27 protein-coding genes are annotated in these 25,401 nt (G+C 70.0%); 18 read left to right on the top strand and 9 right to left on the bottom strand.

Features of this window, described 5'->3' with window-relative positions; genetic code table 11:
- The first annotated feature begins 28 nt into the window (after positions 1-28).
- From ACQPYY_RS18825 to ACQPYY_RS18885, 13 genes are all read left to right on the top strand, one after another.
- A complete protein-coding gene (locus tag ACQPYY_RS18825) occupies positions 29-928 on the top strand; it encodes a NifU family protein (RefSeq protein ID WP_379100113.1) in 900 nt (299 codons plus the stop codon).
- Positions 925-1,569: a DUF5947 family protein gene (locus ACQPYY_RS18830; protein WP_379100115.1), complete on the top strand. Its 645-nt coding sequence runs from the start codon at positions 925-927 to the stop codon at positions 1,567-1,569. The genes ACQPYY_RS18825 and ACQPYY_RS18830 overlap by 4 nt, the downstream gene beginning before the upstream one ends.
- Entirely contained in the window at positions 1,566-2,216 is a 651-nt protein-coding gene (locus ACQPYY_RS18835; RefSeq protein WP_433590370.1) for a DUF6084 family protein, read from the top strand. Before ACQPYY_RS18830 ends, ACQPYY_RS18835 begins: the two co-directional genes overlap by 4 nt.
- Positions 2,213-3,598, top strand: coding sequence for a hypothetical protein (locus ACQPYY_RS18840; protein WP_433590371.1), 1,386 nt, complete (start codon positions 2,213-2,215; stop codon positions 3,596-3,598). The genes ACQPYY_RS18835 and ACQPYY_RS18840 overlap by 4 nt, the downstream gene beginning before the upstream one ends.
- A complete protein-coding gene (locus tag ACQPYY_RS18845; protein WP_379100121.1) occupies positions 3,586-3,705 on the top strand; it encodes a DUF6893 family small protein in 120 nt (39 codons plus the stop codon). Before ACQPYY_RS18840 ends, ACQPYY_RS18845 begins: the two co-directional genes overlap by 13 nt.
- Positions 3,706-3,709: 4 nt before the next feature.
- Entirely contained in the window at positions 3,710-4,186 is a 477-nt protein-coding gene (locus ACQPYY_RS18850) for a hydrogenase maturation protease (RefSeq protein WP_433590372.1), read from the top strand.
- 3 nt (positions 4,187-4,189) lie between these two features.
- A complete protein-coding gene (locus ACQPYY_RS18855; RefSeq protein ID WP_379100125.1) occupies positions 4,190-4,432 on the top strand; it encodes a HypC/HybG/HupF family hydrogenase formation chaperone in 243 nt (80 codons plus the stop codon).
- Positions 4,429-6,732, top strand: a complete 2,304-nt coding sequence (gene hypF / locus ACQPYY_RS18860) for a carbamoyltransferase HypF (RefSeq protein WP_433590373.1) — start codon at positions 4,429-4,431, stop codon at positions 6,730-6,732. The genes ACQPYY_RS18855 and hypF overlap by 4 nt, the downstream gene beginning before the upstream one ends.
- Positions 6,733-6,749: 17 nt before the next feature.
- Positions 6,750-7,073 (top strand): HypC/HybG/HupF family hydrogenase formation chaperone, encoded by a 324-nt coding sequence (locus tag ACQPYY_RS18865; RefSeq protein WP_379100129.1) that lies wholly within the window; start codon positions 6,750-6,752, stop codon positions 7,071-7,073.
- Positions 7,070-8,182, top strand: a complete 1,113-nt coding sequence (gene hypD / locus ACQPYY_RS18870; protein WP_379100131.1) for a hydrogenase formation protein HypD — start codon at positions 7,070-7,072, stop codon at positions 8,180-8,182. Before ACQPYY_RS18865 ends, hypD begins: the two co-directional genes overlap by 4 nt.
- Entirely contained in the window at positions 8,175-9,254 is a 1,080-nt protein-coding gene (hypE, locus tag ACQPYY_RS18875; protein ID WP_433590374.1) for a hydrogenase expression/formation protein HypE, read from the top strand. Before hypD ends, hypE begins: the two co-directional genes overlap by 8 nt.
- 86 nt (positions 9,255-9,340) lie before the next feature.
- Entirely contained in the window at positions 9,341-10,051 is a 711-nt protein-coding gene (locus tag ACQPYY_RS18880; RefSeq protein WP_433590375.1) for a DUF6390 family protein, read from the top strand.
- Between the two features lie 62 nt (positions 10,052-10,113).
- Positions 10,114-10,662 (top strand): CAP domain-containing protein, encoded by a 549-nt coding sequence (locus ACQPYY_RS18885; protein WP_433590376.1) that lies wholly within the window; start codon positions 10,114-10,116, stop codon positions 10,660-10,662.
- 103 nt (positions 10,663-10,765) lie between these two features.
- Here ACQPYY_RS18885 and ACQPYY_RS18890 read toward each other — a convergent pair whose 3' ends face one another.
- Positions 10,766-11,641, bottom strand: coding sequence for a LuxR C-terminal-related transcriptional regulator (locus ACQPYY_RS18890; RefSeq protein WP_433590377.1), 876 nt, complete (start codon positions 11,639-11,641; stop codon positions 10,766-10,768).
- Between the two features lie 14 nt (positions 11,642-11,655).
- Positions 11,656-12,975: a preprotein translocase subunit SecY gene (secY, locus tag ACQPYY_RS18895; RefSeq protein WP_433590378.1), complete on the bottom strand. Its 1,320-nt coding sequence runs from the start codon at positions 12,973-12,975 to the stop codon at positions 11,656-11,658.
- A gap of 420 nt (positions 12,976-13,395) precedes the next feature.
- On the opposite strand from secY, the gene ACQPYY_RS18900 reads away from it, so the two are divergent.
- Together ACQPYY_RS18900 and ACQPYY_RS18905 are read left to right on the top strand one after the other, a co-directional pair.
- On the top strand, positions 13,396-14,397 hold the full coding sequence (locus ACQPYY_RS18900; RefSeq protein ID WP_433594678.1) for a zinc-binding alcohol dehydrogenase family protein: 1,002 nt from the start codon (positions 13,396-13,398) through the stop codon (positions 14,395-14,397).
- 29 nt (positions 14,398-14,426) lie between these two features.
- The gene (locus tag ACQPYY_RS18905) at positions 14,427-15,428 is read left to right on the top strand and encodes a potassium channel family protein (protein ID WP_433590379.1); all 1,002 of its coding nucleotides are present in this window, start codon (positions 14,427-14,429) and stop codon (positions 15,426-15,428) included.
- A 156-nt stretch (positions 15,429-15,584) separates the two neighbouring features.
- On the opposite strand, the gene ACQPYY_RS18910 is transcribed toward ACQPYY_RS18905, so the two are convergent.
- Positions 15,585-15,800 carry a DUF4389 domain-containing protein gene (locus ACQPYY_RS18910; protein ID WP_433590380.1) on the bottom strand — a complete coding sequence of 72 codons (216 nt, stop codon included), beginning with the start codon at positions 15,798-15,800 and terminating at the stop codon, positions 15,585-15,587.
- 334 nt (positions 15,801-16,134) lie between these two features.
- Here ACQPYY_RS18910 and ACQPYY_RS18915 point away from each other — a divergent pair, with 334 nt between their 5' ends.
- Positions 16,135-17,136 (top strand): Acg family FMN-binding oxidoreductase, encoded by a 1,002-nt coding sequence (locus tag ACQPYY_RS18915; protein WP_433590381.1) that lies wholly within the window; start codon positions 16,135-16,137, stop codon positions 17,134-17,136.
- Positions 17,137-17,344: 208 nt separating this feature from the next.
- On the opposite strand, the gene ACQPYY_RS18920 is transcribed toward ACQPYY_RS18915, so the two are convergent.
- Entirely contained in the window at positions 17,345-17,650 is a 306-nt protein-coding gene (locus tag ACQPYY_RS18920) for an SHOCT domain-containing protein (RefSeq protein ID WP_387303529.1), read from the bottom strand.
- Positions 17,634-18,395, bottom strand: a complete 762-nt coding sequence (locus tag ACQPYY_RS18925; RefSeq protein ID WP_433590382.1) for an SDR family oxidoreductase — start codon at positions 18,393-18,395, stop codon at positions 17,634-17,636. Before ACQPYY_RS18925 ends, ACQPYY_RS18920 begins: the two co-directional genes overlap by 17 nt.
- Before the next feature lie 180 nt (positions 18,396-18,575).
- Here ACQPYY_RS18925 and ACQPYY_RS18930 point away from each other — a divergent pair, with 180 nt between their 5' ends.
- The gene (locus tag ACQPYY_RS18930; protein WP_433590383.1) at positions 18,576-19,286 is read left to right on the top strand and encodes an SRPBCC family protein; all 711 of its coding nucleotides are present in this window, start codon (positions 18,576-18,578) and stop codon (positions 19,284-19,286) included.
- Entirely contained in the window at positions 19,283-20,281 is a 999-nt protein-coding gene (locus tag ACQPYY_RS18935; protein WP_433590384.1) for an Acg family FMN-binding oxidoreductase, read from the top strand. Before ACQPYY_RS18930 ends, ACQPYY_RS18935 begins: the two co-directional genes overlap by 4 nt.
- 312 nt (positions 20,282-20,593) lie before the next feature.
- Here the strand turns inward: ACQPYY_RS18935 and ACQPYY_RS18940 are convergent, their stop codons facing one another.
- The 4 genes from ACQPYY_RS18940 to ACQPYY_RS18955 form a co-directional block, all read right to left on the bottom strand.
- The gene (locus tag ACQPYY_RS18940; protein ID WP_433590385.1) at positions 20,594-21,952 is read right to left on the bottom strand and encodes a wax ester/triacylglycerol synthase family O-acyltransferase; all 1,359 of its coding nucleotides are present in this window, start codon (positions 21,950-21,952) and stop codon (positions 20,594-20,596) included.
- A 19-nt stretch (positions 21,953-21,971) separates the two neighbouring features.
- On the bottom strand, positions 21,972-22,859 hold the full coding sequence (locus tag ACQPYY_RS18945; protein WP_433590386.1) for a universal stress protein: 888 nt from the start codon (positions 22,857-22,859) through the stop codon (positions 21,972-21,974).
- Between the two features lie 233 nt (positions 22,860-23,092).
- Positions 23,093-24,796, bottom strand: a complete 1,704-nt coding sequence (locus tag ACQPYY_RS18950; RefSeq protein WP_433590387.1) for a SulP family inorganic anion transporter — start codon at positions 24,794-24,796, stop codon at positions 23,093-23,095.
- Between the two features lie 169 nt (positions 24,797-24,965).
- Positions 24,966-25,400: a hypothetical protein gene (locus ACQPYY_RS18955; protein WP_433590388.1), complete on the bottom strand. Its 435-nt coding sequence runs from the start codon at positions 25,398-25,400 to the stop codon at positions 24,966-24,968.
- Position 25,401 lies beyond the last annotated feature (1 nt).

Genomic DNA, 25,401 nt, shown 5'->3' on the forward strand with positions numbered 1-25,401 from the left:
AGGACCCCGACCGTGAGGAGGGACATCGATGGGAGACGATCGTCCGGCGGCGCGCGACGACCATTGGCGGCACGCCGGCGACCGGATCGAAGACCTCCTCGACGCGAGCTCCGCGGGCGGGCCGATCGCCCGCGAGCGCGCCGAACAACTCGTCGGTGAACTCGTCGAGCTGTACGGCGCGGGACTGCGACGGGTCGTCGACCTGCTCGACGACGACGCGGTGCGGCGGCTGGCCGCGGACGAACTGGTGGCCAGCCTGCTGATCGTGCACGGACTGCACCCCGACGACGTTCCCACCCGGGTGCGGTCCGCCCTCGACAGCGTCCGCCCCTACCTGGGTTCCCACGGCGGCGACGTCAGCCTGGTCGACGTCGAGGACGGCGTGGTGCGGCTGGAGCTCTCGGGCAGCTGCCGCGGCTGCCCGTCGTCCTCGGTGACCCTGGAACTGGCGGTCGAGGAAGCCGTCCGTGCCGCGGCGCCGGAGATCGAGCGGATCGAAGTCGTTGCCGCGCAGACCGATTCGACCTCGGCGGTGATTCCCGCCGAGTCCCTGTTCACCCGGGTGCACGCCGCGCCCGCCGCCGACTGGATTCCCGTGCCCGAACTGGCGGAACTGAGTCCGGGCGAGGTCGCCGGCTACGAGGTCGCCGGGCAGGCCCTGCTGGCCTGCCGCGTCGGTGACAACCTGCTGGTGTACCGCGATACCTGCCCGGCGTGCGGCGGCTCGCTCACCGGCGCCCAGCTGCATCGGCGGCCCGGGTATCCGGTCGGCGACGCCGTGCTGCGCTGCCCGTCGTGCCGGGCGCACTACGACGCCGTGCACGCCGGGGACCGGCTCGACGGGGAGGGCCACCTGCGGCCCCTGCCGGTGCTGCTGCGCGAGGGCGTGCCCACGGTGGCGGTGCCCGCGCTGGAGCCCACCGCATGAGCGCCTCGTTCTCGGTGCTGCGCCGACTCGCGAACCGGCCGGATCCAGCCCCGGCCGGTGAGCGCTGCGAGATGTGCGCCGAGCTCATCGGCGCACCGCACCGGCATGTGGTCGATGTCGAGAGCCGCCACCTGCAATGTGTCTGCACCAGTTGCTATCTGCTGTTCACCGAGCCGGCCGCGGCACTGCGCTACCGCGCGGTCCCGGACCGGTATCTGGCGTTCGGGCAGACCGCGATCACGGCCGCCGAGTGGGACGCGCTCGAGATCCCGGTGGGTCTGGCGTTCCTGTTCGCGAATTCCGCGCAGGGCCGGACCGTCGCGTTCTATCCGGGCCCGGCCGGTGCGACCGAATCGGAATTGCCGCCCGAGCACTGGCGGGACCTGCTGCGCAACCATCCCGAACTCGACGTGCTCGCCGACGATGTCGAAGCGCTGCTGATCCGTATGCCCGGCAGCGCCGGGCGCGAGAGCCCCGGCGACTGCCTGCTGCTGCCCATCGACACCTGCTACGAGTTCGTCGGGCGAATGCGGTTGCTGTGGAAGGGATTCGACGGCGGTTCCGAGGCCCGGCACTACATCGACGAGTTCTTCGCCACCATGAACGCCCGCGCTCTCGCCCGAGGCGGTGGGCGGCCGTGAGCCCCGCCTACTCGATCACCTTCGCGGTGCTCGACATCAAACCCGAGCCCTACGCCATCGGGCCGACGCTGTCGGCGCGCGTCGGGATCGCGGCGCTCGGCGAGGAACCGGTGCACGCCATCGCCTTACGGGCCCAGGTTCGCATCGAGCCCAATCGGCGCGCCTACACCGACGCCGAGGGCAGTGGACTGCTCGACCTGTTCGGCACCCGCGACCGCTGGCACGACACCCAGCGAACCTTCCTGTGGATGCACACCACGACGACGGTGCCCGGCTTCACCGGCGGCGCCGAGGTGGACCTGCCGCTGCCGTGCACCTACGACCTCGAGGTGACCGGATCGAAGTACCTGCACGCCCTGCGCGACGGCACGGTGCCGCTGTTGTTTCTGTTCAGCGGAACCGTGTTCTTCAAAGGCGCGTCGGGTTTCTCGGTGCAGCAGATCCCGTGGGACCGCGACGACCGCTTCGAAATGCCTGTGTCCGTGTGGCGGCAGCTCATGGACACCCACTACCCCGACACCGGCTGGGTGCGGATGCGGCGGGAGACCGTCGACGCCCTCACCGCCTACAAGTCCGGGCACGGCTTTCTCGACTACGACCAGGCGGTCACCGAACTGCTGTCGACCCCGTCGCGGGAGCCGTCGTGAGCGGGCACGAGCCCGGCAGCGTCCGCGACCAGGCGCGGGCGGTCGCCGATGCCGTGCTGTACGAGGGCTACCTGCTGTACCCGTACCACGCGAATGCGCGAAAGAACCAGTCCCGCTGGCAATTCGGGGTCCTGGGTCCCGAGGGCGCGGCCGCGGCGGGCTTCGGTGAGGAGTCCGCGCTCGCCGCGCAATTCCTGGTCGACGCGAGCCCCGCCGCGACATTGCGCCTGACGGTCCGGTTCCTGCAACTGCAACGCCGCACCGTCGAGGACGCCACCGGGCGGACGGTGCCCGAACTACGGGCGGGCGCGCGAGTCTGGACCGGATGGGACGAGGCCGTCGAGCAGGAGATCGATTCCGGGCCGAGACCGTTGTCGGACACCACGTTCCGCATCGACGTCGACGGCGGGGCGGACATCGAGGACTTCGCCGACGACGACGGCACGCCCTTCGGCAGCCTCGTGCGCACGCGCCGAACCCTGACCGGCCTGGCCGAGACCGTCGTCGAGCCGGTCGGCCGCTATCAGCGGATCAGCGTCACCGTCCGCAATCTCGGTGTCCCCTCGATCGACAAGGACGATGCCGTCACCCGATCCTTCCTCGGCGCGCACGTACTCTGCGAACTGCGCGACGGTGTCTTCCTGTCGCTGATCGACCCGCCGGAGGACGCCGTCGAGGCGACCGAGGCGTGCACCCAGCGCCGCTGCTTCCCCGTGCTCGCGGGTCCCGAGGGGACCGCGGACCTGCTGCTGATCTCACCGATCATCCTCTACGACCATCCGCGCATCGCCGAGCAGAGCGAAGGGCCGCTCTTCGATTCCACCGAGATCGACGAGATCCTGACCCTGCGCGTGCTCACGCTCACCGACGAGGAGAAGGAGCAGGCCCGCGCCACCGATCCGCGCGCCGCCGAGCTGATCGACCGCTGCGAGGCCATGACACCGGAGAGCATGCAGGGGCTGCACGGACTTCTCCGCGACGACAGCCTGTTGCGCGAGGACGACCGGCTCGTGGACTCCGCACCGGGATCGCCGCGCGTCCTGCCGGCGCTCGACCCGGACACCCCGTGGTGGGATCCGCTGTCCGACACCGCCGTCGATCCCGACTCCGACACCGTGGTGATCGGCGGAACGCCGGTCGCCCGGGGCAGCCGGGTGCGGCTGCATCCCTCCCGCCGCGCCGACGCGCAGGACCTGTTCTACGCGGGCCGCACCGCGCGCGTCGCCTCGGTGCACGAGGACGTCGACGGGCAGCTCCACCTGGCGGTGGTCGTCGAGGACGATCCCGCCGCCGAGCTGCACGAATGGTACGGCCGCTACCTGTATTTCGCGCCCGACGAAATCGAACCGATCGAGAAAGGAATCCCGCCATGGAAATCGTAGGTGTGATCGCCGTCGTGCTCGTGGCCCTGGCAGCGCTGCTGGTGGCAGCGGTGGGCATCCGGTCGATACCGGATGTGCGCCGATACATACGAATCCGGCACATGTAGCGGGGTGATTCCCACGACGAGAGTGCTGGTCGCCGGCATCGGCAACATCTTCCTCGGAGACGACGGGTTCGGCTCCGAGGTGGTGCGGCGCATGTCGGCGAGCACCGAACCCGATGTGCGCGTGACCGATTACGGCATCCGCGGTCTGCACCTGGCCTACGACCTGCTCGACGGCTGGGACGCGCTGGTGCTCGTCGACGCGCTGCCCGACCGCGGCATGCCCGGTCAGGTGGACGTGTTCCACGCCGATCCGGGTGGCGGCGGCGTCGGTCTCGACGCGCACGCCATGCACCCGGACGCGGTCTTCGCCGTGGTCCGGGCGATGGGCGGAACCATTCCGCCGACGGTGATCGTGGGCTGCCAGATCAGCTCGGTCGCCGACGGCATCGGCCTGACCGAACCCGTGGCCGCCGCGGTCGACCCCGCGATGGCCGCCGTCGAATCCGTGGTGACCGCGCTGCGGCACCCGCAGGAGGTGTGAACGATGTGCCTGGGCATTCCCGGCCGCGTCGTCGGACCGGTCGAGGGCTATCACGGTCAGATCGCGCTGGTCGACGTCTCCGGCGAGCGGCGGACCGTCAATGTCGGCCTGCTGGAGGACGATCCGGCCGGGCCCGGCGACTGGGTGATCATCCACATGGGGTTCGCGGTCGAGAAGACCGACGAGGCCGGGGCCGCCGCCGCGCTGGCGGGGCTGCGGCTGATGGGGTCGGGTGAGGAACCGTGACCGGGGCCCGGGTCCGGCGGCGGATCATCGTCGGCGGCGTGGTGCAGGGCGTCGGGTTCCGGCCCTTCGTGTACACCACGGCGGCCGAGCTGGCGCTGACCGGATCGGTGTGCAATGACAGTTCCGGGGTGGTCATCGAGATCGAGGGGGCGGCGGACGGCGTGGACGCCTTCGTCGCGCGCCTGCGGGACCGACCGCCGCCGCTGGCGGTCGTCGAGACCGTCGAGCAGACCGAGATCCCCGTCCGCGGCGGAACCGGCTTCCACATCTCCGGCACCACCCGGGGCGACGGGCGCACCCTCGCGTCGCCCGATGTCGCGATCTGCGCGGAATGCGCTGCCGAACTCCAGGATCCGGGCAACCGGCGCTACCGGCATCCGTTCATCACCTGCACCAACTGCGGTCCGCGGTTCACCATCATCGCCGCGCTGCCCTACGACCGCCCGCAGACCTCGATGGCCGGGTTCGCCATGTGCGAGAACTGCGCGCGCGAGTACGCCGATCCCGGCGACCGCCGCTTCCACGCCCAGCCGATCGCCTGCAACGAGTGCGGCCCGACCCTGACCTTCTCCGACCCCGAGGCCGGGGAGCCGTTGCGAGCGGCACGGAACATGCTGCGCGACGGCGGAATTCTGGCCGTCAAGGGCATCGGCGGCTATCACCTGGCCTGCGATGCCGCCGACAGCGCCGCGGTGGCGGAGCTGCGCTGCCGGAAACGCCGCGGCGACAAGCCTTTCGCGGTCATGGTGCCCGATCTGGCGACCGCCGCCGCCATCGCCGAGGTGGACGCGACCGCCGCCGCCCTGCTCACCGGCCCGGCCCGGCCCATCGTGCTGCTACCGCGCCGGACCTGCGCGTCCGCGGACCCCGACGCGCCGCCGCAGCCCGTGGACGCGGTCGCGCCGCACAACCGCGATCTCGGGGTGATGATCGCCTACACGCCGCTGCATCTGCTGCTGTTCGGACTGCCCGGCGACGCCCCCGGCCCGCGCGTGCTGGTCATGACGTCGGGCAACCTCGGCGGAGAACCGATCTGCCACACCGACTCCGACGCCCGGGAACGACTGTCCGGGCTCGCCGACGCCGTCCTGTCCCACAACCGCCCGATCCTGGTCCCGTGCGACGACTCGGTGGTCAAGGTGGTCGACGGCGTCGAGGTGCCGTTCCGGCGCTCCCGCGGCTACGCCCCCCTGCCGCTCGCCCTGCCGATGCCCGCCGGGCCGACCCTCGCCGTGGGCGCGGACCTCAAGAACACCTGCGCCGTCGCCGACGGCCGCTACGCCTGGCTGAGCCAGCACATCGGCGACATGGACGACGTCGCGACCCTGCGCGCGTTCACCGCCGCCGAGCGGCATCTGGAGAAACTCACCGGCGTCGCCCCGCAGCAGCTCGCCGCCGACGCCCACCCCCGCTACCGGTCCACCGCCTGGGCCGCGGAACACGCGGGCCGCCGGCCGATCCGGCTGGTGCAGCACCATCACGCGCACGTGGCGGCCGTCATGGGCGAGCACGGCCTGGACGCGAGCGCGACCGTGCTCGGATTCGCCTTCGACGGCACCGGTTACGGGCCCGACCGCGCCATCTGGGGCGGGGAGGTGCTCGCCGCGAGCTACAAGGGGTTCCGCCGCCTGGCGCACCTGCGCTACGTGCCGCTGGCCGGCGGTGACCTCAGCGTGCAGCGGCCGTACCGAATGGCCCTGGCGCACTTGCGGTCCGCGAACCTCGACTGGTCGCCGGATCTGCCGTGCGTGCGCGCCTGCCCGCCGCGCGAGGCGCAGGTGCTGGCGCATCAGCTCGACACCGGGCTCGGCTGCGTGCCCACCTCCAGCATGGGCCGGTTGTTCGATGCGGTCGCCTCGCTGTGCGGGGTGCGGCACGAGGTCGACTACGAGGCGCAGGCCGCCATCGAATGGGAGGGCCTGTCCCGTGACGCCGACCCGGGTGCGGTCGCCTACCGGTTCGCCCTGCCCGGCGACCCCGCCGACGAGACGGCCGCCATCGATCCGGCGCCCGTGCTCGCCGCGGTGATCGCCGATGTGCGCGGCGGGGTGCCCGCCGGCGTCATCGGCGCGCGGTTCCACGCGGGCGTCGCCCACCTGGTCCTGGATCTGGCGACGCGCTACGGCGATCCGGAGCAACCGGTCGCGTTGTCCGGCGGCGTGTTCCAGAACGCGCTGCTGCTCACCACCGTGCTGCGGCTGCTGCGCGAGCACGGTTTCCACGTCCTCACCCACCATCGCGTGCCACCCAACGACGGTGGGATCGCGTTCGGCCAGTTACTCGCCGTCGCGGCGAGCTGAGCGGAAGGAGAACAGCGATGTGCCTGGCAGTCCCCGGCAAAGTGCTCAGTGTTCACGAGCGGGATGGCACGCGGATGTCGGTGGTCGACTTCGGCGGCGTCCAGAAGGATGTCTGCCTGCAGTACATCCCGGACATCGCCGTCGGCGACTACGTGATCGTGCACGTCGGCTTCGCCATCCAGCGGCTCGACGAGGAGTCGGCCATGCAGACGCTCGCCGAGTTCGAACACCTCGGCGTGCTGAAAGAGGAATTCGGCGACGGATTCGCGATCGCCGCAGCCCAGGCCGGAGTGGCCAACCCGGAAACCACCCCGACCGCCGATCCGGAGGTGAAACCATGAAATACCTCGACGAATTCAGTAATCCGGAACTCGCGAAGCTGCTGCTGGATCGGATCCGCTCCACCACCACGCGGCGCTGGTCGATCATGGAAGTCTGTGGCGGGCAGACGCATTCGATCATCCGCCACGGGATCGACCAACTGCTGCCCGACCAGATCGAGATGATCCACGGTCCCGGCTGCCCGGTCTGCGTGACCCCGCTCGAGCTGATCGACAAGGCCCTGGCCATCGCGGCCCAGCCGAATGTCATCTTCTGCTCCTTCGGCGACATGCTGCGCGTGCCGGGCAGTTCCAAGGATCTGTTCCGGATCAAGAGCGAAGGCGGCGACGTCCGCGTCGTCTACTCACCGCTCGACGCTCTCGAACTCGCCCGCGCCAACCCCGACCGCCAGGTCGTGTTCTTCGGCATCGGGTTCGAGACCACCGCACCGGCCAATGCCATGACCGTCTACCAGGCGCAGAAGCTCGGCGTACGCAACTTCTCGCTGCTCGTCTCGCACGTGCTGGTGCCCCCGGCGATCGCCGCCATCATGGAATCGCCGAGCTGCCGGGTCCAGGCCTTCCTGGCCGCCGGGCACGTGTGCACCGTGATGGGCACCGCCGAATACCCGCCGCTGGCCGAGAAGTACCGGGTTCCGGTGGTGGTCACCGGATTCGAGCCGCTCGACATCCTCGAGGGCATCCGGCGCACCGTGGACCAGCTGGAACACGGCCGCGCCGAAGTGGAGAACGCCTACCGGCGCGCGGTCACCACCGAGGGCAACCCGGCGGCCAAGGCCATGCTCGCCGACGTCTTCGAAATCACCGACCGGGGCTGGCGCGGCATCGGGGTGATCCCGCAGAGCGGCTGGCGGCTCTCGCCGCGCTACCGCGAGTTCGACGCCGAACACCGGTTCGCGGTCAGCGATCTGCACACCGAGGAATCGCCGATCTGCCGGTCGGGCGAGGTGCTGCAGGGCCTGATCAAACCGCACGAGTGCGCGGCCTTCGGCAAGGAGTGCACACCGCGTAATCCGCTCGGCGCCACCATGGTGTCCTCCGAGGGCGCCTGCGCGGCCTACTACCTGTACCGGCGGCTGGATCTGCCCGCGGAGGTGGCTCATGCCTGACATTGTCGGAACCGGCAACGGCGCCGTCGATTTCGAGAACTGGGTATGCCCGATGCCGCTGCGCGACTCACCCACCATCGTGATGGGGCACGGTGGCGGCGGCGCGATGTCCGGCGAGCTGATCGAGCACCTGTTCCTGCCGGCGTTCGGAGCGGCGGCGCAGGCCGGGCTCGGTGACTCGGCGGTCGTGACGGTCGGCGAGACGCGGCTGGCGTTCAGCACCGACTCGTTCGTGGTGAAGCCGTTGACGTTTCCCGGCGGATCCATCGGAGATCTGGCCGTCAACGGCACGGTCAACGATCTCGCGATGTCCGGGGCGCGGCCGCTGGTTCTGTCGACGGCGTTCATCCTCGAAGAGGGCACGCCGCTCGTGCGGATCGCGGAAGTGGCCTCGGCCATGGGCACCGCGGCGCTCGGCGCCGGGGTCGCGCTCGTCACCGGCGACACCAAGGTCGTCGACGCCGGGCACGGGGACGGCATCTACGTCAATACCGCGGGCATCGGCGTCCTCGATCCCGGAGTCGACATCCGGCCCGAACTCGCCGCGCCCGGGGACGTGGTCATGGTCAGCGGGGAGATCGGATTGCACGGTGTCGCGGTACTGTCGTGCCGCGAGGGACTCGAATTCGGGACCACCGTGTGCAGCGACACCGCTCCACTGCACGGTCTGGTCGCGTCGATGCTGGCGACCGGCGCGACCGTGCACACCATGCGCGACCCGACCCGCGGTGGACTGGCCGCCAGCCTGAACGAGATCGCGCGCGCCGCGGGCGTGGGAATCGCGCTGGACGAGAACACGATTCCGATTCCCGCCGGGGTCCGCGACGCGTGCGGGCTGCTCGGCCTGGACCCGCTGTACGTGGCCAACGAGGGCAAGCTGGTGGCCTTCGTACCCGCCGCGGACGCGGATCGGGTGCTCGCCGCCATGCGCGCCCATCCGCTCGGGGTGCACGCCGAGATCATCGGCCGCTGTGTGGCCGAGCATCCCGGCATGGTGACCGCACACACCGCGCTCGGTGGCACGCGAGTCGTCGATCTACCCGCAGGAGAACAGCTTCCACGCATCTGCTGACCCCCCACTCACGGAGGCCCGCCATCACCGCCCCCCGCCCGCATTCCAGCAGTTCCCAGCCATCCGACCCGGGGGCCGGGGAGACGATGTTCGCGCGCTACGCCTACCCGCCGAACGCGCTGGGCTACTGCGGACCACCCGACACGACGGCCCTGTCCGACGGATCGCCCGCGCTGATCCGCGCCGCCGCCCGCCGCTTCACCGGCGCCTGGCCCTACCTCCAGGTCATGTCCGCCATGACCGGCATCGCCGACCCCCTCGACCTGCGCCTGGTCGAATCCTATTGGCACGGCGGAGGAATCGGCTCGACCCTCGATCCGGCAGCCTTCTGCGCCGAACTGCTCGCCATCCTGGGCCCCGCCGCGGGCCTGTACTGGACCCACCTGACCCCCCGGCTCGCCCCCGAAGCCGCCCCCAACCACTGCTTCCACGTCTTCGGCGTCTACCCGTGGAGCCGCCTGCTCGGCACGGCGGCAACCCCCACCGCCCTGGAAGTCCTCGACAAATGCCGCATCACCCCGGCCCGCGTCGTGGCCCGCGACGGCTCCCACGTCCGGCTGGAAGCCAGCCACCTGACCTGGGACGGCCGCCACCTCGACCTGGGCCCACCCGGCACCCGCACCGCGACCCTCACCGCCGACGGCCGCCTGACCACGGACCCGCAACCCGGTGATCACGTTGCCCTCCATTGGGATCGGCTGACGGCGCTGCTGCACAGCACCCAAACCGCGAACCTGACCGACAGCACCCTCCGACAGTTGGCCGCCACCAATCACCGCCTCGACATCGACACATAGTCGTGCCGGTGCCGCCGACCGCTATCGAAACATCCGGGAGCAACACGACAATGGGAGCATCAGTGGTGTATTTCAAGCGATCCGCCACCGTCATCACCTGCGTGATGGCCGGGGCAGCGCTTTCCCAGGCCGCTGCCCTGTCGGACCCGCCCGTGTGGATCGGAACCGGCTCGTCCCAGGGACCGGGCGTCGGTTCGGCGCAGCCCGCTCCGTCCGATCCACAGACCGATGCGGCGCGAGCCGGTGTGCTCGAACTCGTGAACAGCGAACGCGCGCAGCACGGATGCGCCGCACTACGGCCCGACGCGCGCCTGCAGAACGCGGCACAGCGCCATTCCGATGATATGGCCGCTCGCAGCTACTTCGATCATCGCGACCCCGACGGGTGGATGCCGCACCAGCGAGTCGTGGCCGCCGGCTATCTGTGGCGCACCATCGGCGAGAACATCGCCCACGGCCAGGCCGACGCCGCCGAGGTGATGGCCGAGTGGCTGTCGCGCCCCGGCCACCGCGGCAATATCCTCAACTGCGCGTACACCGATATCGGCATCGGAGTCCACTTCGGCGCCGACGGACCCTTGTGGACACAAGATTTCGGCGCCCCGCTGTGAACCACGACCCCGATCACGGTGCGATCGTCACTGCGCAGTGAAGATCACGACTCGTCCCGCCGCGGCGGCCCGGTAGTAGAGCGACCGGACGTCGACGAAATACTCACGACCGGAATCTGCTCCGGGGCGCACGTTCGAACGGGCTGTCGGTGACGATGCGGCGGGTGTGGGCGTAGACGACCGCCTCCACGCGGTCACGGACACCGAGTTTGGCGAGCACGTTGGACACATGGGTTTTGACGGTCTGCTCGCCGACGCCGAGGGCCGCGGAGATCTCGGGGTTGGTGCGGGCCTCGGCCATCAACACCAGGACCTGATGCTCGCGCGGGGTGAGCGTGGCGATTTCGGGCGCGGCGGGGAACGGTTCGCCGCCGGGGGTCAGGCGGGTGATCAGACGACTGGTCCGGCGTGGGTCGATCAGCGCGTCACGGTGCGCGGCGATCCGGATGGCGGCGACCAGGTCCACCGCGGGCACCGCTTTGGTGAAGAATCCGCTGGTGCCCAGGCGTAGCGCGCGGTAGAGGTTCTCGTCGGTGTCCTCGGTGGCGAGGGTGAGAATGCGGCTGGTGCTGCCGAGTTCCGCGACCGTGTCGATCGCGGTCGGGTCGTCGAGACCGGGCATGTCGAGATCGAGGATGGCGATATCGGGTCGCAGCCGCCGCATGTCGCGAATCGCGGCCGCACCGTCGCCGACCTCCGCGACGCATCGCAGGTCCGGTTCGGATTCGATCACCGACCGCAGGCCCGAGCGGAAGATGATCTGATCGTTGGCGAGCAGCACCGAGATCGTCGAATCCTGCCGCGCGGCAACGCTATCGCTGCCCGCGGCGAGCGGGTCCGAGCCCACCGCGGCGCTGCGACCGGCGACCGGGGTGGCGGCCTGCGCGCTGGGCGCCGACAGCATGGTGGCGCTGATCGCGAGCACGAGCGTGGACACCAGCCGCAGCAGCAGCGGGGATGTCGATGGAGTCGTGGGCATACGCACAGTCTGCTTCAGCGCAGGAATCCCGCGTAGTTCCTGTTCATCAGCTGGCTCTCGAGCTGCTTGACCGTATCGAGGGCGACGCTCACCACGATCAGCACCGACGTGCCGCCGAACGCGAGGTTCTGGGCCGGGCCGCCGGAGCCGAAGCGCAGCAACACGTTCGGCAGGACCGCGACAGCACCGATGTAGAGGGAGCCGGGGAGGGTGATCCGGCTCAGGACATAGTTCAGGTAATCGGCGGTCGGCTTGCCCGGCCGGTAGCCCGGGATGAAGCCGCCGAACTTCTTCATCTCGTCCGCGCGCTCCTCCGGGTTGAAGGTGATCGCGACGTAGAAGTAGGTGAAGAACACGATCAGGGCGAAGTAGATCGCCACATAGACCGGGTTGCTCGGGTTGACCAGATACTTCTGGATCAGCTCCTGCCACTTGGCCGGATTGCCCGTGCTCTTCTGGGTCAGCTGCGCCAGCAGGTTCGGCAGGTACAGCAGCGAGGACGCGAAGATCACCGGGATGACACCCGCCTGGTTGACCTTCAGCGGCAGATAGGTCGAGGAACCGCCGTACATCTTCCGGCCGACCACGCGCTTGGCGTACTGCACCGGAATCCGGCGCTGGCCCTGCTCCACGAAGATGACGGCGACGATCAGCAGCAGGATCGCGGCGCCGACGAGGGCGAGGATCAGTGCGCCCTTGCTGTCCAGAATCGACCTGCCCTGACTGGGGATGCGGGCGGCGATACCGGTGAAGATCAACAGCGACATGCCGTTCCCGATGCCGCGCTCGGTGATCAGCTCGCCGAACCACATGACCAGGGCCGCGCCCGCGGTCATCACCAGCACGATGATGATCATGCCGAACAGGGAGGTGTCGGCCAGGATGTCGTGAGGGCAGCCGCGCAGCAGCTGTCCGCGGGCGGCCAGCGCCACCAGGGTGGTCGCCTGCAGGACGGCCAGCGCCATCGCGAGATAGCGGGTGTACTGGGTGATCCGGGCCTGCCCGGATTGGCCCTCCTTGCGCAGATCCTCGAATCGCGGGATCACCACGGCCAGCAACTGGGTGATGATGCCGGCGGTGATGAACGGCATGATGCCGACCGCGAACACCGACAGCTGCAGCATCGCGCCGCCGGAGAACAAGTCGATCAGCTGGTAGATACCGGCCGATTCACCACCGGAGACGAGTCCGATACAGCTGCGGACCGACGTGAGGTCGACACCGGGTGACGGCAGCGCCGCACCGAGCCGATACAGCGCGAGCAGACCCAGCGTGAACCCGATCTTCCGCCGCAATTCCGGGGTCCGCACAGCCGGTACGAAGGCGGAAAGCACGCACACTCCTGACGAATAGGGGTGCGGGGCAGCATGATCGGCCAGCACCGGAGATATTCGACGCTACGGAGATTCGCCCCCGCCCACCTCGGCCGCGAGAACGAATTCGACCTCCCCCAATGGAGGGATCCGCAGCGCCCGGCGCGCGGTGCGTCCGCGTGGGCGGCGTCGCTCCCCTATCGCCTCCGTGGCTCGAGCGTTGCCGTGGCGATACGGGCCGATCGCCCGCACGAAAGCGAGTCGTCGCGAAGGAATAGGTTGCGGGGTCATGCGCATTTCGGATCCATTTCGAAATCCAAGGCTCGAGGCTGTGACCTCGACATGATTGAAGATTCAAGAGAACCGAACTTTTTCAAACGGGTTTTGACGTTCACAATGAAGGGACTCCGTCGACGCCGAAGGGGGTATCCGATGAACTCGATGCGAGCGTGGCGGGTGCGGACACCGGGCCGGATCGACGGCGAGCCGTTGAAGGCGGAGCGTATCCCGGTGCCGGAACCCGGTCCGGGCGAATTGCAGGCGCGGGTGCTCGCGTGCGGGGTCTGCCGGACCGATCTGCACGTGACCGAGGGCGACCTGGCCGTGCACCGACCCGATGTGGTGCCGGGCCACGAGGTGGTCGGTGTGGTGACCGCGCTCGGGCTCGACGCCGGGAGCGAGTTCCACGTCGGTGACCGGGTAGGGATCGCCTGGTTGCGGCACACCTGCGGACGGTGCCGGTTCTGCCGCCGCGGCGACGAGAACCTGTGCCCGCGTTCGCGATACACCGGCTGGGACGCCGACGGCGGCTACGCCGAGTACGCGGTGGTTCCCGCCGACTTCGCGCTGCCGCTGCCTACGGGCTACGCCGATATCGAGCTCGCTCCCCTGCTGTGCGCCGGGATCATCGGCTATCGGGCGCTGCGGCGCGCGGCGCTCCCGCCGGGCGGGCGGCTGGGGATCTACGGGTTCGGCGGCAGCGCGCACCTCGCGGTGCAGGTGGCGCTGGCCCAAGGCGCGCAGGTGCACGTCATGACCCGCGATTTCGCGGCCCAGCGGCTCGCGCTGGAGCTCGGTGCGGCGTCCGTACAGGGGGCGGTGGAACCGCCTCCGGAACAACTGGATTCGGCGATCCTCTTCGCACCGGTCGGCGAGCTGGTGTTGCCCGCGCTCGAGGCGCTGGATCGTGGCGGCGTCCTCTCCATCGCGGGTATCCACCTCTCGGACATCCCGCCGCTGAACTATCAGCGACATCTGTTCCAGGAACGCGAGATCCGCTCGGTGACCGCGAACACCCGCGCGGATGCGCGCGAGTTCCTCGCCTTCGCGGGCGCGCATCGCCTGGAGGTCATCGCGCACCCGTACCCGCTCGCGGAAGCCGATCGCGCACTGCGGGATCTGGCGCACGGGCGCTTCGCGGGCGCGGCCGTCCTGGTTCCCTGAACCGGCGCGTGTGCTGCCACACTGCACGGGTGACCCTGTTGCGCCGTGTCATTCGCGTCCTGTCGGCCTTCCTGCTGGTGACAGCCGTCGGCACCACGGGTTACCGGTTACTCGGGTTCGGGTACCTCGACGCGCTGTACCAAACCGTCACCACGATCACGACGGTCGGTTTCCGCGAGGTCCATCCGCTCGGTCCCGGCGGCCAGGTATTCACCATGGCGCTCATCCTGTTCGGCGCGGGCACCGTGTTCTATATGTTCGGTGTCCTGCTCGAGGCACTCATCGAAGGCCATGTACACCAACACCTGGAACGGCGGCGCATGAACAACCGGATCGAACGACTGCGCGGACACGTCATCGTGTGCGGCTGGGGCCGTGTCGGGCATTCGACAGCGCAGTACCTCAGCGGTCTCGGCAAGGAGATCGTGGTGGTGGATCGCGACCCCCAACGCCTGGAGAACCTCGAATTCCCCTACATCCTGGGCGATGTCACCGACGACGCCGTCCTCGAGGCCGCGGGCATCCGCCACGCCCAGGCCCTCATCGCCGCCCTGGACAGCGATGCCGACAACGTCTACGTCACCCTGTCGAGCCGGGCCCTGCGCGGCGATCTCATCATCATCGCCCGCGCCCGCACCGAAAGCTCGAAATCCAAACTGCTGCGCGCGGGCGCCAACCGCGCGGTCAACCCGCAGCTCATCGGCGGCCGCCGCATGGCCGCCTTCGCCCTGCAACCCAATGTCGCCGAATTCCTCGACGTGGTCATGCACGACGAGAATCTCGAATTCCGCATCGAGGAGATCGAGATCGGCCCCGACTCACCACTGCTGGACCGCACCGTCGCCGACGTCGTGCCCCGGCACGGTGGCGGCGCGCTCGTCCTCGCCCTCCGCGCCGACGACGGCCGATTCATCGCGAACCCCCACGGCGACACCCGGCTTCGGCTCGGAACCGTCCTCATCGCACTCGGCACCCAGCCGCAACTCGACTCGATCCGCACCAGCACCCGGGCCACGGACGGGGCGAGGTGACCTCCCGATCGAACCGGCGACGCCACCGTCGCACGGGCGTTGCTCGCGTGGAACGTCACCGATCAATCCCCGTGCGCGTCCGGCAGCGAACGCCCATGACCCGATCCGACGCTCCTATCTGGTTGCCACCGTGTCCTCCGCCCTCGGATCCGTGATTCACGCGGCCGCGGTCTCGCTGGGTTCCCGCGGGCCCTGGTCGAGCCGCAGGGGCGGGTACTCGTCGGTCAACAGGGCGGAATAGGCCAGAACTCGGTAGAACCATCGGTTGACGCCGATGACGAAGCCGAACAGTCCGCGGGGGTAGCGGCCGCTGAACACCAGCGCCACGGCGGCGATCAGGACCAGTACGCCGATCAGCGGAATCGTGGTCACCCCGGCAGCGAGCCTTCGGCCACCGGGCCCCGGCTCAGGGGGGCCGGAGCGACGACCGGACGGTGACCATCGGCCCTACGGCGCGGGATGCCCCCGCGCCCATGCTGATGCACGGAGCCGATGCCGTCGGCGGCCGTTCACCGTTTTCGCGCCAGGAGCGACCCATGACCACACCCACGCAGCAGCGGTCCGCGCCAGCGCGGTCGGCGGCTGCCGGGCGCTTTCACAGATGTCGACCCCGTCGACGTCCGCGGGCGGCCGAGTGTCGAAATACCCTGCCACACAGGAAGAACGACCGTATCCGCCGGATTCGGACCACCCCGACACTGATGGTATGAGCGTCAACGATGATGTACGCGGCTGTCCGGCACCCGATCCGGGGACGGTCTCCGCGGTGATCGAGCTGGCGGCGCGGGCGCCGTCGGTGCACAACTCCCAGCCCTGGCGGTGGCGGTTCGACGGCATCCACCTGAATCTGTTCGCCGACGCCGAGCGGCTGCTCTCGGCCGCGGACCCGCTCGGACGCCAGCTGGTGATCAGCTGCGGCGCGATGCTGCATCATGTCCAGGCGGCCTTCGCCGACCGCGGCTGGCACACCGACATCGTCCGGGTGCCCCAGGCGAAGCGCCCGGATCACCTGGCGGCCATCGGATTCCGGCCGTGGGTGGATCCGCCGCCCGAGATCCGCGCACACGTGCGCGCCATCACCCGGCGCCGTACCGATCGGCTGGCGCTGCTGGAGCCCAGCGGCTGGGAGGACCTCGTTCCCCGGCTGCGCGAACTGGCCGCGGCACGGGACGTCCGGCTCGACGTGCTCGCCGAATCCGCTCGCCCACGGCTTGCCGCCCTGTCCCGCGAGTACGCGACCCTGCGCGGTCACGACCAGTTCTACGACCTCGAACTGCATACGTGGGCAGGGAATTCCGATACTCGCGATGGTGTTCCGCCGGCGGCCCTGGTCTCGGACGCGGAGTTCGCCCGGGTCGGCGTCGGCCGCGTCTTCCCAGCGGGTCCGCGTTCCACCCGCCGCGGTCCCCGCACCGACCATGCTCGGCTCGTGGTCCTCAGCGCGCTGCCGGACTCGGTCCCGCAATGGCTGCGCATCGGTGAGGCCCTCTCCGCGGTGCTGCTCGAGTGCGCCGCCGCCGGGCTCGCCACCTGCACCCTGACCAATATCACCGAATTGCCGCCCGGCCGAGACCTTCTCGCGAGCCTGATCGGCGGTCCCGGCATTCCGCAAGCGGTCATCCGAATCGGCTCCGCCCCACCCGATGAAGCCGCCGCGTCCCCGCTCACTCCCCGTCGCCCGGTCACGGACATCCTCACCTTCGGGTGAGGCCGCGGCCCGGCCGGGGAGAGCCGGAATCACATCGTCATCGGGGGCAGGATGCCCTGCTGGTGCATCCTCATCGGCATGCTCCGGGGTGAGCCGTCGATTCCCACGAGCAAGGAGACCGCTGATTCGTCGGTCGCGACGACGACCGGAGGATTCACTTGTCCACCGGGGGAATCGGCGGCGCCGCTCGCCGGATCGGAACGCTCGCTCATTGCCGCGCGCCCGACGCCCGGAGCGCGGTGAGCCGCGACGTGTACTCGGCCTCATCGATCTCGCCGCGCGCGAAGCGCTGCGCCAGAAGTTCTTGCGGCGACGGGGATTCGTAACGCGGCGCGCCGCCCCGGTCGGGGACCGCGAACCGGATCGCCAGGACGATCCCGCCGATGACGAGAGCCCAGAAGATCAGCATTCCGACGCCCATCCCGGCATAACCCCAACCACTCAGATCGTGGTCGTTCCAATACATCATGGCGACGCCTCCTTCTGTCGTTCCGCCATCACCGGTGGTCAGCACCGGATGCCTCGAGGACCCCGGCCTGGCCGGTGGTCGCGCCGCCGTCGATCACGAATTCCGAACCGGTCGAGAAGGTCGCCTCGGTAACCAGGAAACGCACCATGGCGGCCACCTCCCCCGGCTCGCCGAACCGCGGCAGCGGCTGGGTGGCGGCGATGGACTCGTCCATCCCGGCGGTCATCGCGGTGTGGATCGGGCCGGGGTGCACCGAGCACACCCGGATACCGGACGAACCCAGTTCCAGCGCAGCGGCTTTGGTCAGCCCGCGCAGCGCCCACTTGCTGGCGACGTATCCGCTGATCCCGGCGTAGCCCATGAGCCCGGCGGTCGAGGACACATTGACGATGGCGCCGCCGCCCGCGGCGCGCAGGCGGGGCGCGGCCAGCCGCATGCCCAGCCAGGCCCCGACGACGTTGACCTCCAGGACGTGGCGGAACAGGTCGGGCGATTCGGTCTCCACGGTCCCGAAGTCGAGGATTCCGGCGTTGTTCACCAGGGCGGCCAGCGGGCCGAATTCGCGTTCGGTCTCCTCGATCACCCGCTGCCAGCGGGTCTCGTCGGTGACGTCGAGGTGATGGAATCGCGCCTGCGGCGCGAAGGCTTCGGCCAGTTTCAGCCCGTCCTCGGTCAGCAGGTCGGCGATGACCACACCGAAGCCCGCCTTCACCAATTCCGCGACCACCGCCGCGCCGATTCCCCGCGCCCCGCCCGTGACGATGGCGCTCCGGTCCGCGAACTCGGTCATGGCTAGTCCTCCGATCCGTGCGAATCCGCTGTTCGGTCACAGCATCCCGCGCGCACCCACCGGCCCGAGACGGCCGAAAGTCACCGGTTGTGAGGGCGATTGCCGGGCCATCGGTCCCTGCGGAAATCGCGTCGGGCGGCCCAGGATCGACATCGACGCCGATCGAGAGGAATCGACCCCATGAGAACAGCGACCGCGACCGGCATCGGCGTGGCCTCGGCCCTGGCCGGACTGGCGATCGGCTATCGCCTCTTCGCCCGGAACACGTGCGTGACCTGGGGCTCGACCGCCGAGGAGGTCGGTCGCGTCATGCCCGGTGACGAACTGCTACCCGATGCCGGCACCGTCACCACCCGCGCGATCACGATCGCGGCGGCGCCGGAACAGATCTGGCCCTGGCTGGTGCAGATGGGTCCCGGTCGCGGCGGGGCATACACCTATGACTGGATCGAGAACCTGCTCGGCCTGAACATGCACAGCGCCGACGAAATCCTGCCGCAATACCAGCGGCTCGCGGTCGACGACGCGCTGCCGATGGGCACCTCCGGTCCCGCCATGCGGGTCGCCGTGCTGGACGGCCCGCACGCCTTCGTCCTCGCCTCGACCGAGCACCACTGGGTGTGGTCGTTCGGGCTGTACCCGACCGCCCAAGGCACCCGGCTGATCAGCCGCAACCGCATCGCGCTCCCGGACGCCGGTCTGCCGCAACGCCTGTTCTACATGCTGATCATGGAGCCCGGCAGCCTCGTCATGGAGGCGAAGATGCTGCGCGGGATCAAGGAGCGCGCCGAACGCGACGTCGCGCCACTCGCCCCGGTGACCAACGTCCCTGACCAGCGGGCGGAAAGCCCGTATGTTCCGCGCTGGCCGACGAGAACACTCGGAGGATGACCACCATGAACGCCACCCCGCTCGTCCCCGACCATCGCACCCTGATGTCCGCGATGCGCCTGGCGTCGCGCGCGCCCTCGGTGCACAACACCCAGCCCTGGCATTGGCGCTTCGACGGCGAGCGCCTGCACCTGCACAGCGACCCCGACCGGGTGCTGATCACCGCCGACCCGCAGGGCCGTCAGCAGGTGATCAGCTGCGGGGCGATGCTGCACCACGTGCGCACCGCGTTCGGCGCGCAGCGCTGGCACACCGACACGACTCGGATGCCGGATCCGCTCGATCCGGGCCGCCTCGCAGAGATCAGTTTCCGGCCCTGGCCCGGCCCCCCGGCCGGGCTGGTGGCGCGGGCGGGCGCGATCGACCACCGCCGCACCGACCGCCTGCCGATGGACCCGCCCGCGCACTGGGATGACGTGGCACGAACGCTACGCATGCTGGTGTCCCCGCATTACGTGGACCTGGAAGTCCTCGACGACTCCGTGCGGCCGAGGCTGTCGGCGGTGTCCGAGCAGGCGGCCGCGCTGCGCCGGCACGACCAGATGTACCAGGCCGAAATCGGCTGGTGGGCCGGTCATTCCGGATTCCCCGAGGGAATCCCCACCGACGCGCTGATCTCCGACTCCGAGCGCGCCCGGGTCCGGGTGGGACGGGCGTTCCCGTCCGCGCCGCACTCCGCGCGCCGTCCCGATATCGAGGACCGGTCGCGGCTCGTCGTCCTCAGCACACCCGGCGATTCGGCCGCCGAATGGCTGGCCACCGGTGAGGCGCTCTCGGCGATCCTGCTCGAATGCACCGTGGCCGGTCTCGCCACCTGCGCCCTCACCCACATCACCGAATTGCCCACGGGCCGCACCATTCTCACCGGATTCCTGCCCAGGCCCGGCCATCCGCAACTGGTCGTGCGCATCGGCGCCGCCCCCGCCGACGAACCCGAGCACCCGCCGACGCCACGCCGGCCGCTCGCCGACACCCTCACCATCGACCGGCACTGACCGGAGCAGGACGTCCCCTGCGAGCAATGGTTTGTCACGGTCCCGGCCGGAACTCCTGCGAGACCCGTGCACTCGAAGTCGTCACCGCCGGACAGGCTCGCCGGCCGGGTGCGACACGATCGGGTCAGGTGGCGAATCGGGTCAGGTGGCGAGGATAGCGAGCAGGGTCGCGCCGACCAGCACCACCGCGACGGCTGTCACGAAGGCGATCATGGCCCAGTCTTCCTGTGTACGAGGGAGTTTGGTTGTCATGGCTGAATTTCCTCGCTGCGGGGTTCGGTCGGACCGGGGAGAACGTGGCCGTCGGCCCGCTCACCCGGCCGGGTGCTGGGTGCGGGCGCGCGCCGCGGCGAGCAGGTCGGCGATGGCGGTGTGGATGCCGTCGGCGATCCGGTCCAGGTCCGGGGTCGAGTCGTAGTCGCCGGTGATGCCGAAGGTCAGCTGGTCGCCGTAGCTGAGGATGGCGATGCCGGTGCGCAGGCGCATGGCGATGGGGATGGCCGGAATCAGCTCCAGCACTTCGCGTCCCAGCACCGACAGGGTGCGGCGCGGGCCGGGGATGTTCGTCGCCACCGCGGTCACTCCGCGCTGGGGCAGGTGCGACCACAGCCGCATTCCCCAGGCGACCGGCGCGAACGGCAGCCGCCCGGCCAGTGCGAGCAGCGACGTCTCCGCCTGCGCGGCGCCGCCGGACTTGTGCCGGGCCATGCGCTGATGAATGGTGGCCAGTCGTTCCACCGGGTCGTCCAGATGCAACGGCAGCAGGGACAGGACCGCGGAAACCCGGTTGTCCAGCAGGGATTTCGCGTCGGCCGCCCGCATCGACACCGGCACCAGGATGCGCACCGTCTTGCCCGTGGGCTGTTCCCCGCGGCCCAGCAGAACGCCGCGATAGGCCGAGGTCACCGCGGCGAGCACGACATCGTTGACCGTCGCGTCCAGGCCGCGGCCGATCTCGCGGATCTCCGCGAGGGAGGCGCGGGCGATCGTGTAGCGCCGCTGCCGGCCGATCGGGCCGTTGAGCGAGGATGCCTCGGGCACCGAGACGAACGCGGCCACCACCGGGATCAGGCTGCGCATCATCCCGACCGCGTAGCGCGGCACATCCAGCGGCAATCGCAACCCGGTGACGACCCGGTCGAGCCAGCCCGGCCCACCGGCCGCGTCCTCCGCGGGCAAGGCGTGCGGCCGCTGGACGGATTCCGGTGCATCACAGAGCCTTTCGAACAGGCTCACGCCGGAGACGCCGTCGACGAGGCTGTGGTGCGCCTTCACGATCAGCGCCCAGCGCGCATCCGCCAAACGCTCGACGACGACGCATTCCCACATCGGATGATCTCGATCCAGGCGTTCGACGAGCTCGCCGGCCACGAACTCGCGCAGGGTCTTCTCGTCGGCGGGTGCGGGCAGGGCGGCCCATCGAATGTGGTGGGCCAGATCGAAGCTCGGGTCTTCTTCCCACACCGGGACGGTCAGATCCAGTGGCGCACGCCGGATTCGCTGTCGCAGGCGCTGGTTCGCCGCGACGCGCTCGGCCAGCATGGCCGCGAATTCCGCTCGCGCGGGGGGCTGCCCGGCCAGGATCGCCACCGCCGCGATGCCGAGGCTGATGCGACGGTCCGCGTCCTCGAGTTCGATGAATCCCGCGTCCAGCGGCTGTAATTCGGTCATGACCGACACCTGATCTTCGTTATGCGCGGACAACGATCGTCGGGGTTTCGACATTGTGCAACACGGTGGAGCTGGTGGATCCGAGGAGCAAGCCCTCGAATCCGCCCCGGCCGCGGCTGCCGACCACGACCAATTGCGCGTACTCCGATTCCCGCAGCAGCGCCTGGTGCGGGCGTTCCATCACCAGCAGGCGGCGAACCGCCACGTCGGGATAGCGTTCACCGAATCCGGCGAGCCGCTCGGAGAGCAGTTCGTTCTCCCGTGCCCGCAGCGGCTCCCAGCCGATGAGCGGCACGTACGATCCGAGAATATCGGTCCAGGCGTGCAGTGCGGTCACCCCGACCTTACGCGCGGCGGCCTCGGCGAAGGCGAGTTCCAGCGCGGGCACGCTGTGGGGTGTGCCGTCGACCCCGACCAGCACCGGTTTCTCGGCGGAAAGCGGATCGGTCGCCGCGGTGGCGTGGATGACTGCCACCGGGCATTCCGCGTGCCGAACGACCGCATCGGCCACCGAGCCGAGCAGCCCACCCCGGATCGCGCCGAGACCGCGGCTGCCCACGACCACCGTCCGCGCGGTCCGGGACTGCTCGATGAGGTGTCCGACGATGGGCGCGCAGATCACTTCGGTCGTGATCGTGACCGCCGACCCCACCGCTCCGGCGCGCGCTACACGACTCGCCTCGTCCACGATTCGCTGCCCGTCCCTGGCCAGCAGCTCCCGATCGTCGGGCCCGAGCACGCCGACCGGGACCTCCCCGCCGGGCAGCGAGATCGAGGTGACGATGTGCAGCGCGCAGCCGTGCAATCCGGCGTCCACCGCGGCCCACACGGCGGCCTGATAGGAGGTGGCCGACCCGTCGACGGCGGCGACGATACGCGCGGCCCGAGCGTCGAGATCAGTGGTCATGATCAGCTGTCCTTCCGATGGATCCGGGGGCTCTTACCTGCCGATGGGACGATCGAGCCCCCGCAGCTCGGCCTCCCAGCGCACGCCGCGCAGGCGCTCCAGCAGCTGGCACCAGCGACCGCGCCCGCCACGCCAGCGAGGAATTGCGCGACACGGTCTGTCACCTCGTCTCTGGAGAACCGATCCGTCCATCCAGCATCGCGTGACCGGGCCCACCGGAGACGGGCCTTAAGTCACCGATCCGCCTGTCCGAGGTCGTCGGTCTCGCGCCGGTAGGCGGCCAGGGCGGTCGGCAGTGTCGGGAACAATCGCTCGGCGCCGACACGGTCGGTCAGCCCGGCGGCGTCGAGGGCCGCGCGCAGGTCCTTCTTGACTCGCGCCATCGCGAAAACGATTCCCCGGTCATCCAATTCGGTTCTGAGCTGCTCGACGGCGTCGAGAGCGGTCAGGTCGACCTCGACATTGGCCTCGGCATTGAGGACGAACCAGCGGACCGAGTCCGTCGCGTCGTCGACGGCGGCCAGCGCGCGGCGGCGGAAGTCCTCGGCGTTGGCGAAGCACAGCGGTGCGTCGTAGCGGTAGACCACCAGCCCGGGAACGGTCGTAGCTTCCGGATAGTCGTCGATGTCGTGCATGCCGGCCAAGCCGGACACGAAGCCTTGGACGGCGTCGTGCGCACGGGCCACCCGGCGTAACAGGTCCAGGATCGACAGCCCGACCGCGATCAGGATGCCGTACAGCACCCCGGCGGCCAGCACCGCGACCGCCGTACTGAGCGCGAGTAGCAGCTCACTGCGCCGGAACCGGGCCAACCGGCCGAACTCGGGCAGGTCGATCAACCGCAGCGCGGCATAGACGACCAAGGCGCCCAACGCCGCGGACGGGAACGCGGCCAGCACCGTCCGCCCCCAGAACACGACGGCCACCACCGTGGCCAGCGTGGCGACCGCATACAGCTGGGTGCGCGCGCCGGCGGCAACGGCGATGGTCGTACGGCTGCCGCTGCAACTGACCGGAAATCCTTGCGATACACCGGCGGTCAGGTTGGTCGCGCCCATGGCGAGCAATTCCTGGTTCGCGTCCACGGTGTCGCCGTGCCGTGCCGCGAAGGCCCGCGAGGTCAGGACCATATCGGAGAATCCGACCAGGGCGATGCCGACAGCGGGCAGCAGCAGTTTGCCCACATCGGCGGCCGCGACCTGCGGCACGCTCGGCACCGGCAGCCCGGACGGGATCGCGCCCACGACGCGAATTCCGTGCTCCCGCAGGGAGAAGACGGCCACCACCGCCGTCGCTCCCAGGACAGCGATCAGCGGGCCGGGAACACGCGCGGCGTGTTTCGTCGACAGCAGCAGCATCACCAGGGTGAGGGTGGACAGAAGCACTGTCGGCCAATGCAATTCATCGATGTTCGACGCGAAGGACCGCAACTGATCCGCGATGGACTCCCCCGCCACGCTCACCCGGCTGAGCCTCCCGAGCTGACTCACGATCATGATTCCCGCGGTCCCGGCCAGATACCCCACCAGCACCGGTTTCGACAGCAGATCGGCGAGCACTCCGAGCCGGGCCACCGCACCGGCCACACAGCAGGCTCCGACCACCAGCGCCAGCATCGCCGCCAGCGCGGCGTACCGGCCCGGATCCCCCGCTGCCAGCGGCGCCAGCGCCACCGCCGTCATGAGCGCGGTCGTCGACTCGGGCCCGACCGACAGCCGCTTGGACGTCCCCAGCACGACGTACACCGCCAGCGGCCCGAGCGTCGCCCACAAGCCCACGATCGGCGCCAGACCCGCCACGGTCGCGTAGGCCATGACCTGAGGAATCAGATAGGCCGCCACGGTGACTCCGGCCAGCGCGTCCGACCGCAGCCAGGCCCGCCGGTAGCCCCGGAACTGTCGTGTTCCGGGCAGCCACCGCGCCGCGGCCTCGCCCATCCCTGCACGGTACCGCGCGCGGTCACCCCGGCGTGGGGTTCGGAACCAGCGCCGCGCTGTCACCGCCGCCACTGGGACGGTCGGACGCGATCGTGGCTCGCCGGTGTGGCCAGGAGCCCTGTGGTCGACAGGAATGCGACCGCGATGGCGATCGAAAAGTGTTCCCGGCTCACGGTACCGCGCCGTTCAGGACCAGCACCCCCGCGGTGAGCAGGGCGGCCGCCTTCACCACTTCCAGGCCGACGTAGGCATAGTGGCTGCGCGACCGCGGCCCCTCCGCGCCGGCGAGCACGGCATCGCTGCGCCGGGTCAGCCGGGGACGCACGGCGAGCAGCTGGATGGCCAGCGCGCCGATCGCCACGGCCACGGCGGCCGTCGTGGCCGATCCGGGCGGATCCGCCCAGACCGCCGCGAGAATCAGGATGGCGAACAGCGATTCGACGCCGTTGAGGGCGCGGAAGACCAGGCGGCCGATGCCCAGCCCGATGGCCAGGGTGACGTTCGGGGCGCGGAACTTCAGCGGCGCTTCGATGAACGAGATGGCCAGCACCATGCCGAGCCACAGGAAATCGGCGGCGGTGAGGAAGGCACGGGCGGTGGTCATG

Source organism: Nocardia sp. CA-145437 (genome assembly GCF_050956485.1).
GTDB lineage: Bacteria > Actinomycetota > Actinomycetes > Mycobacteriales > Mycobacteriaceae > Nocardia.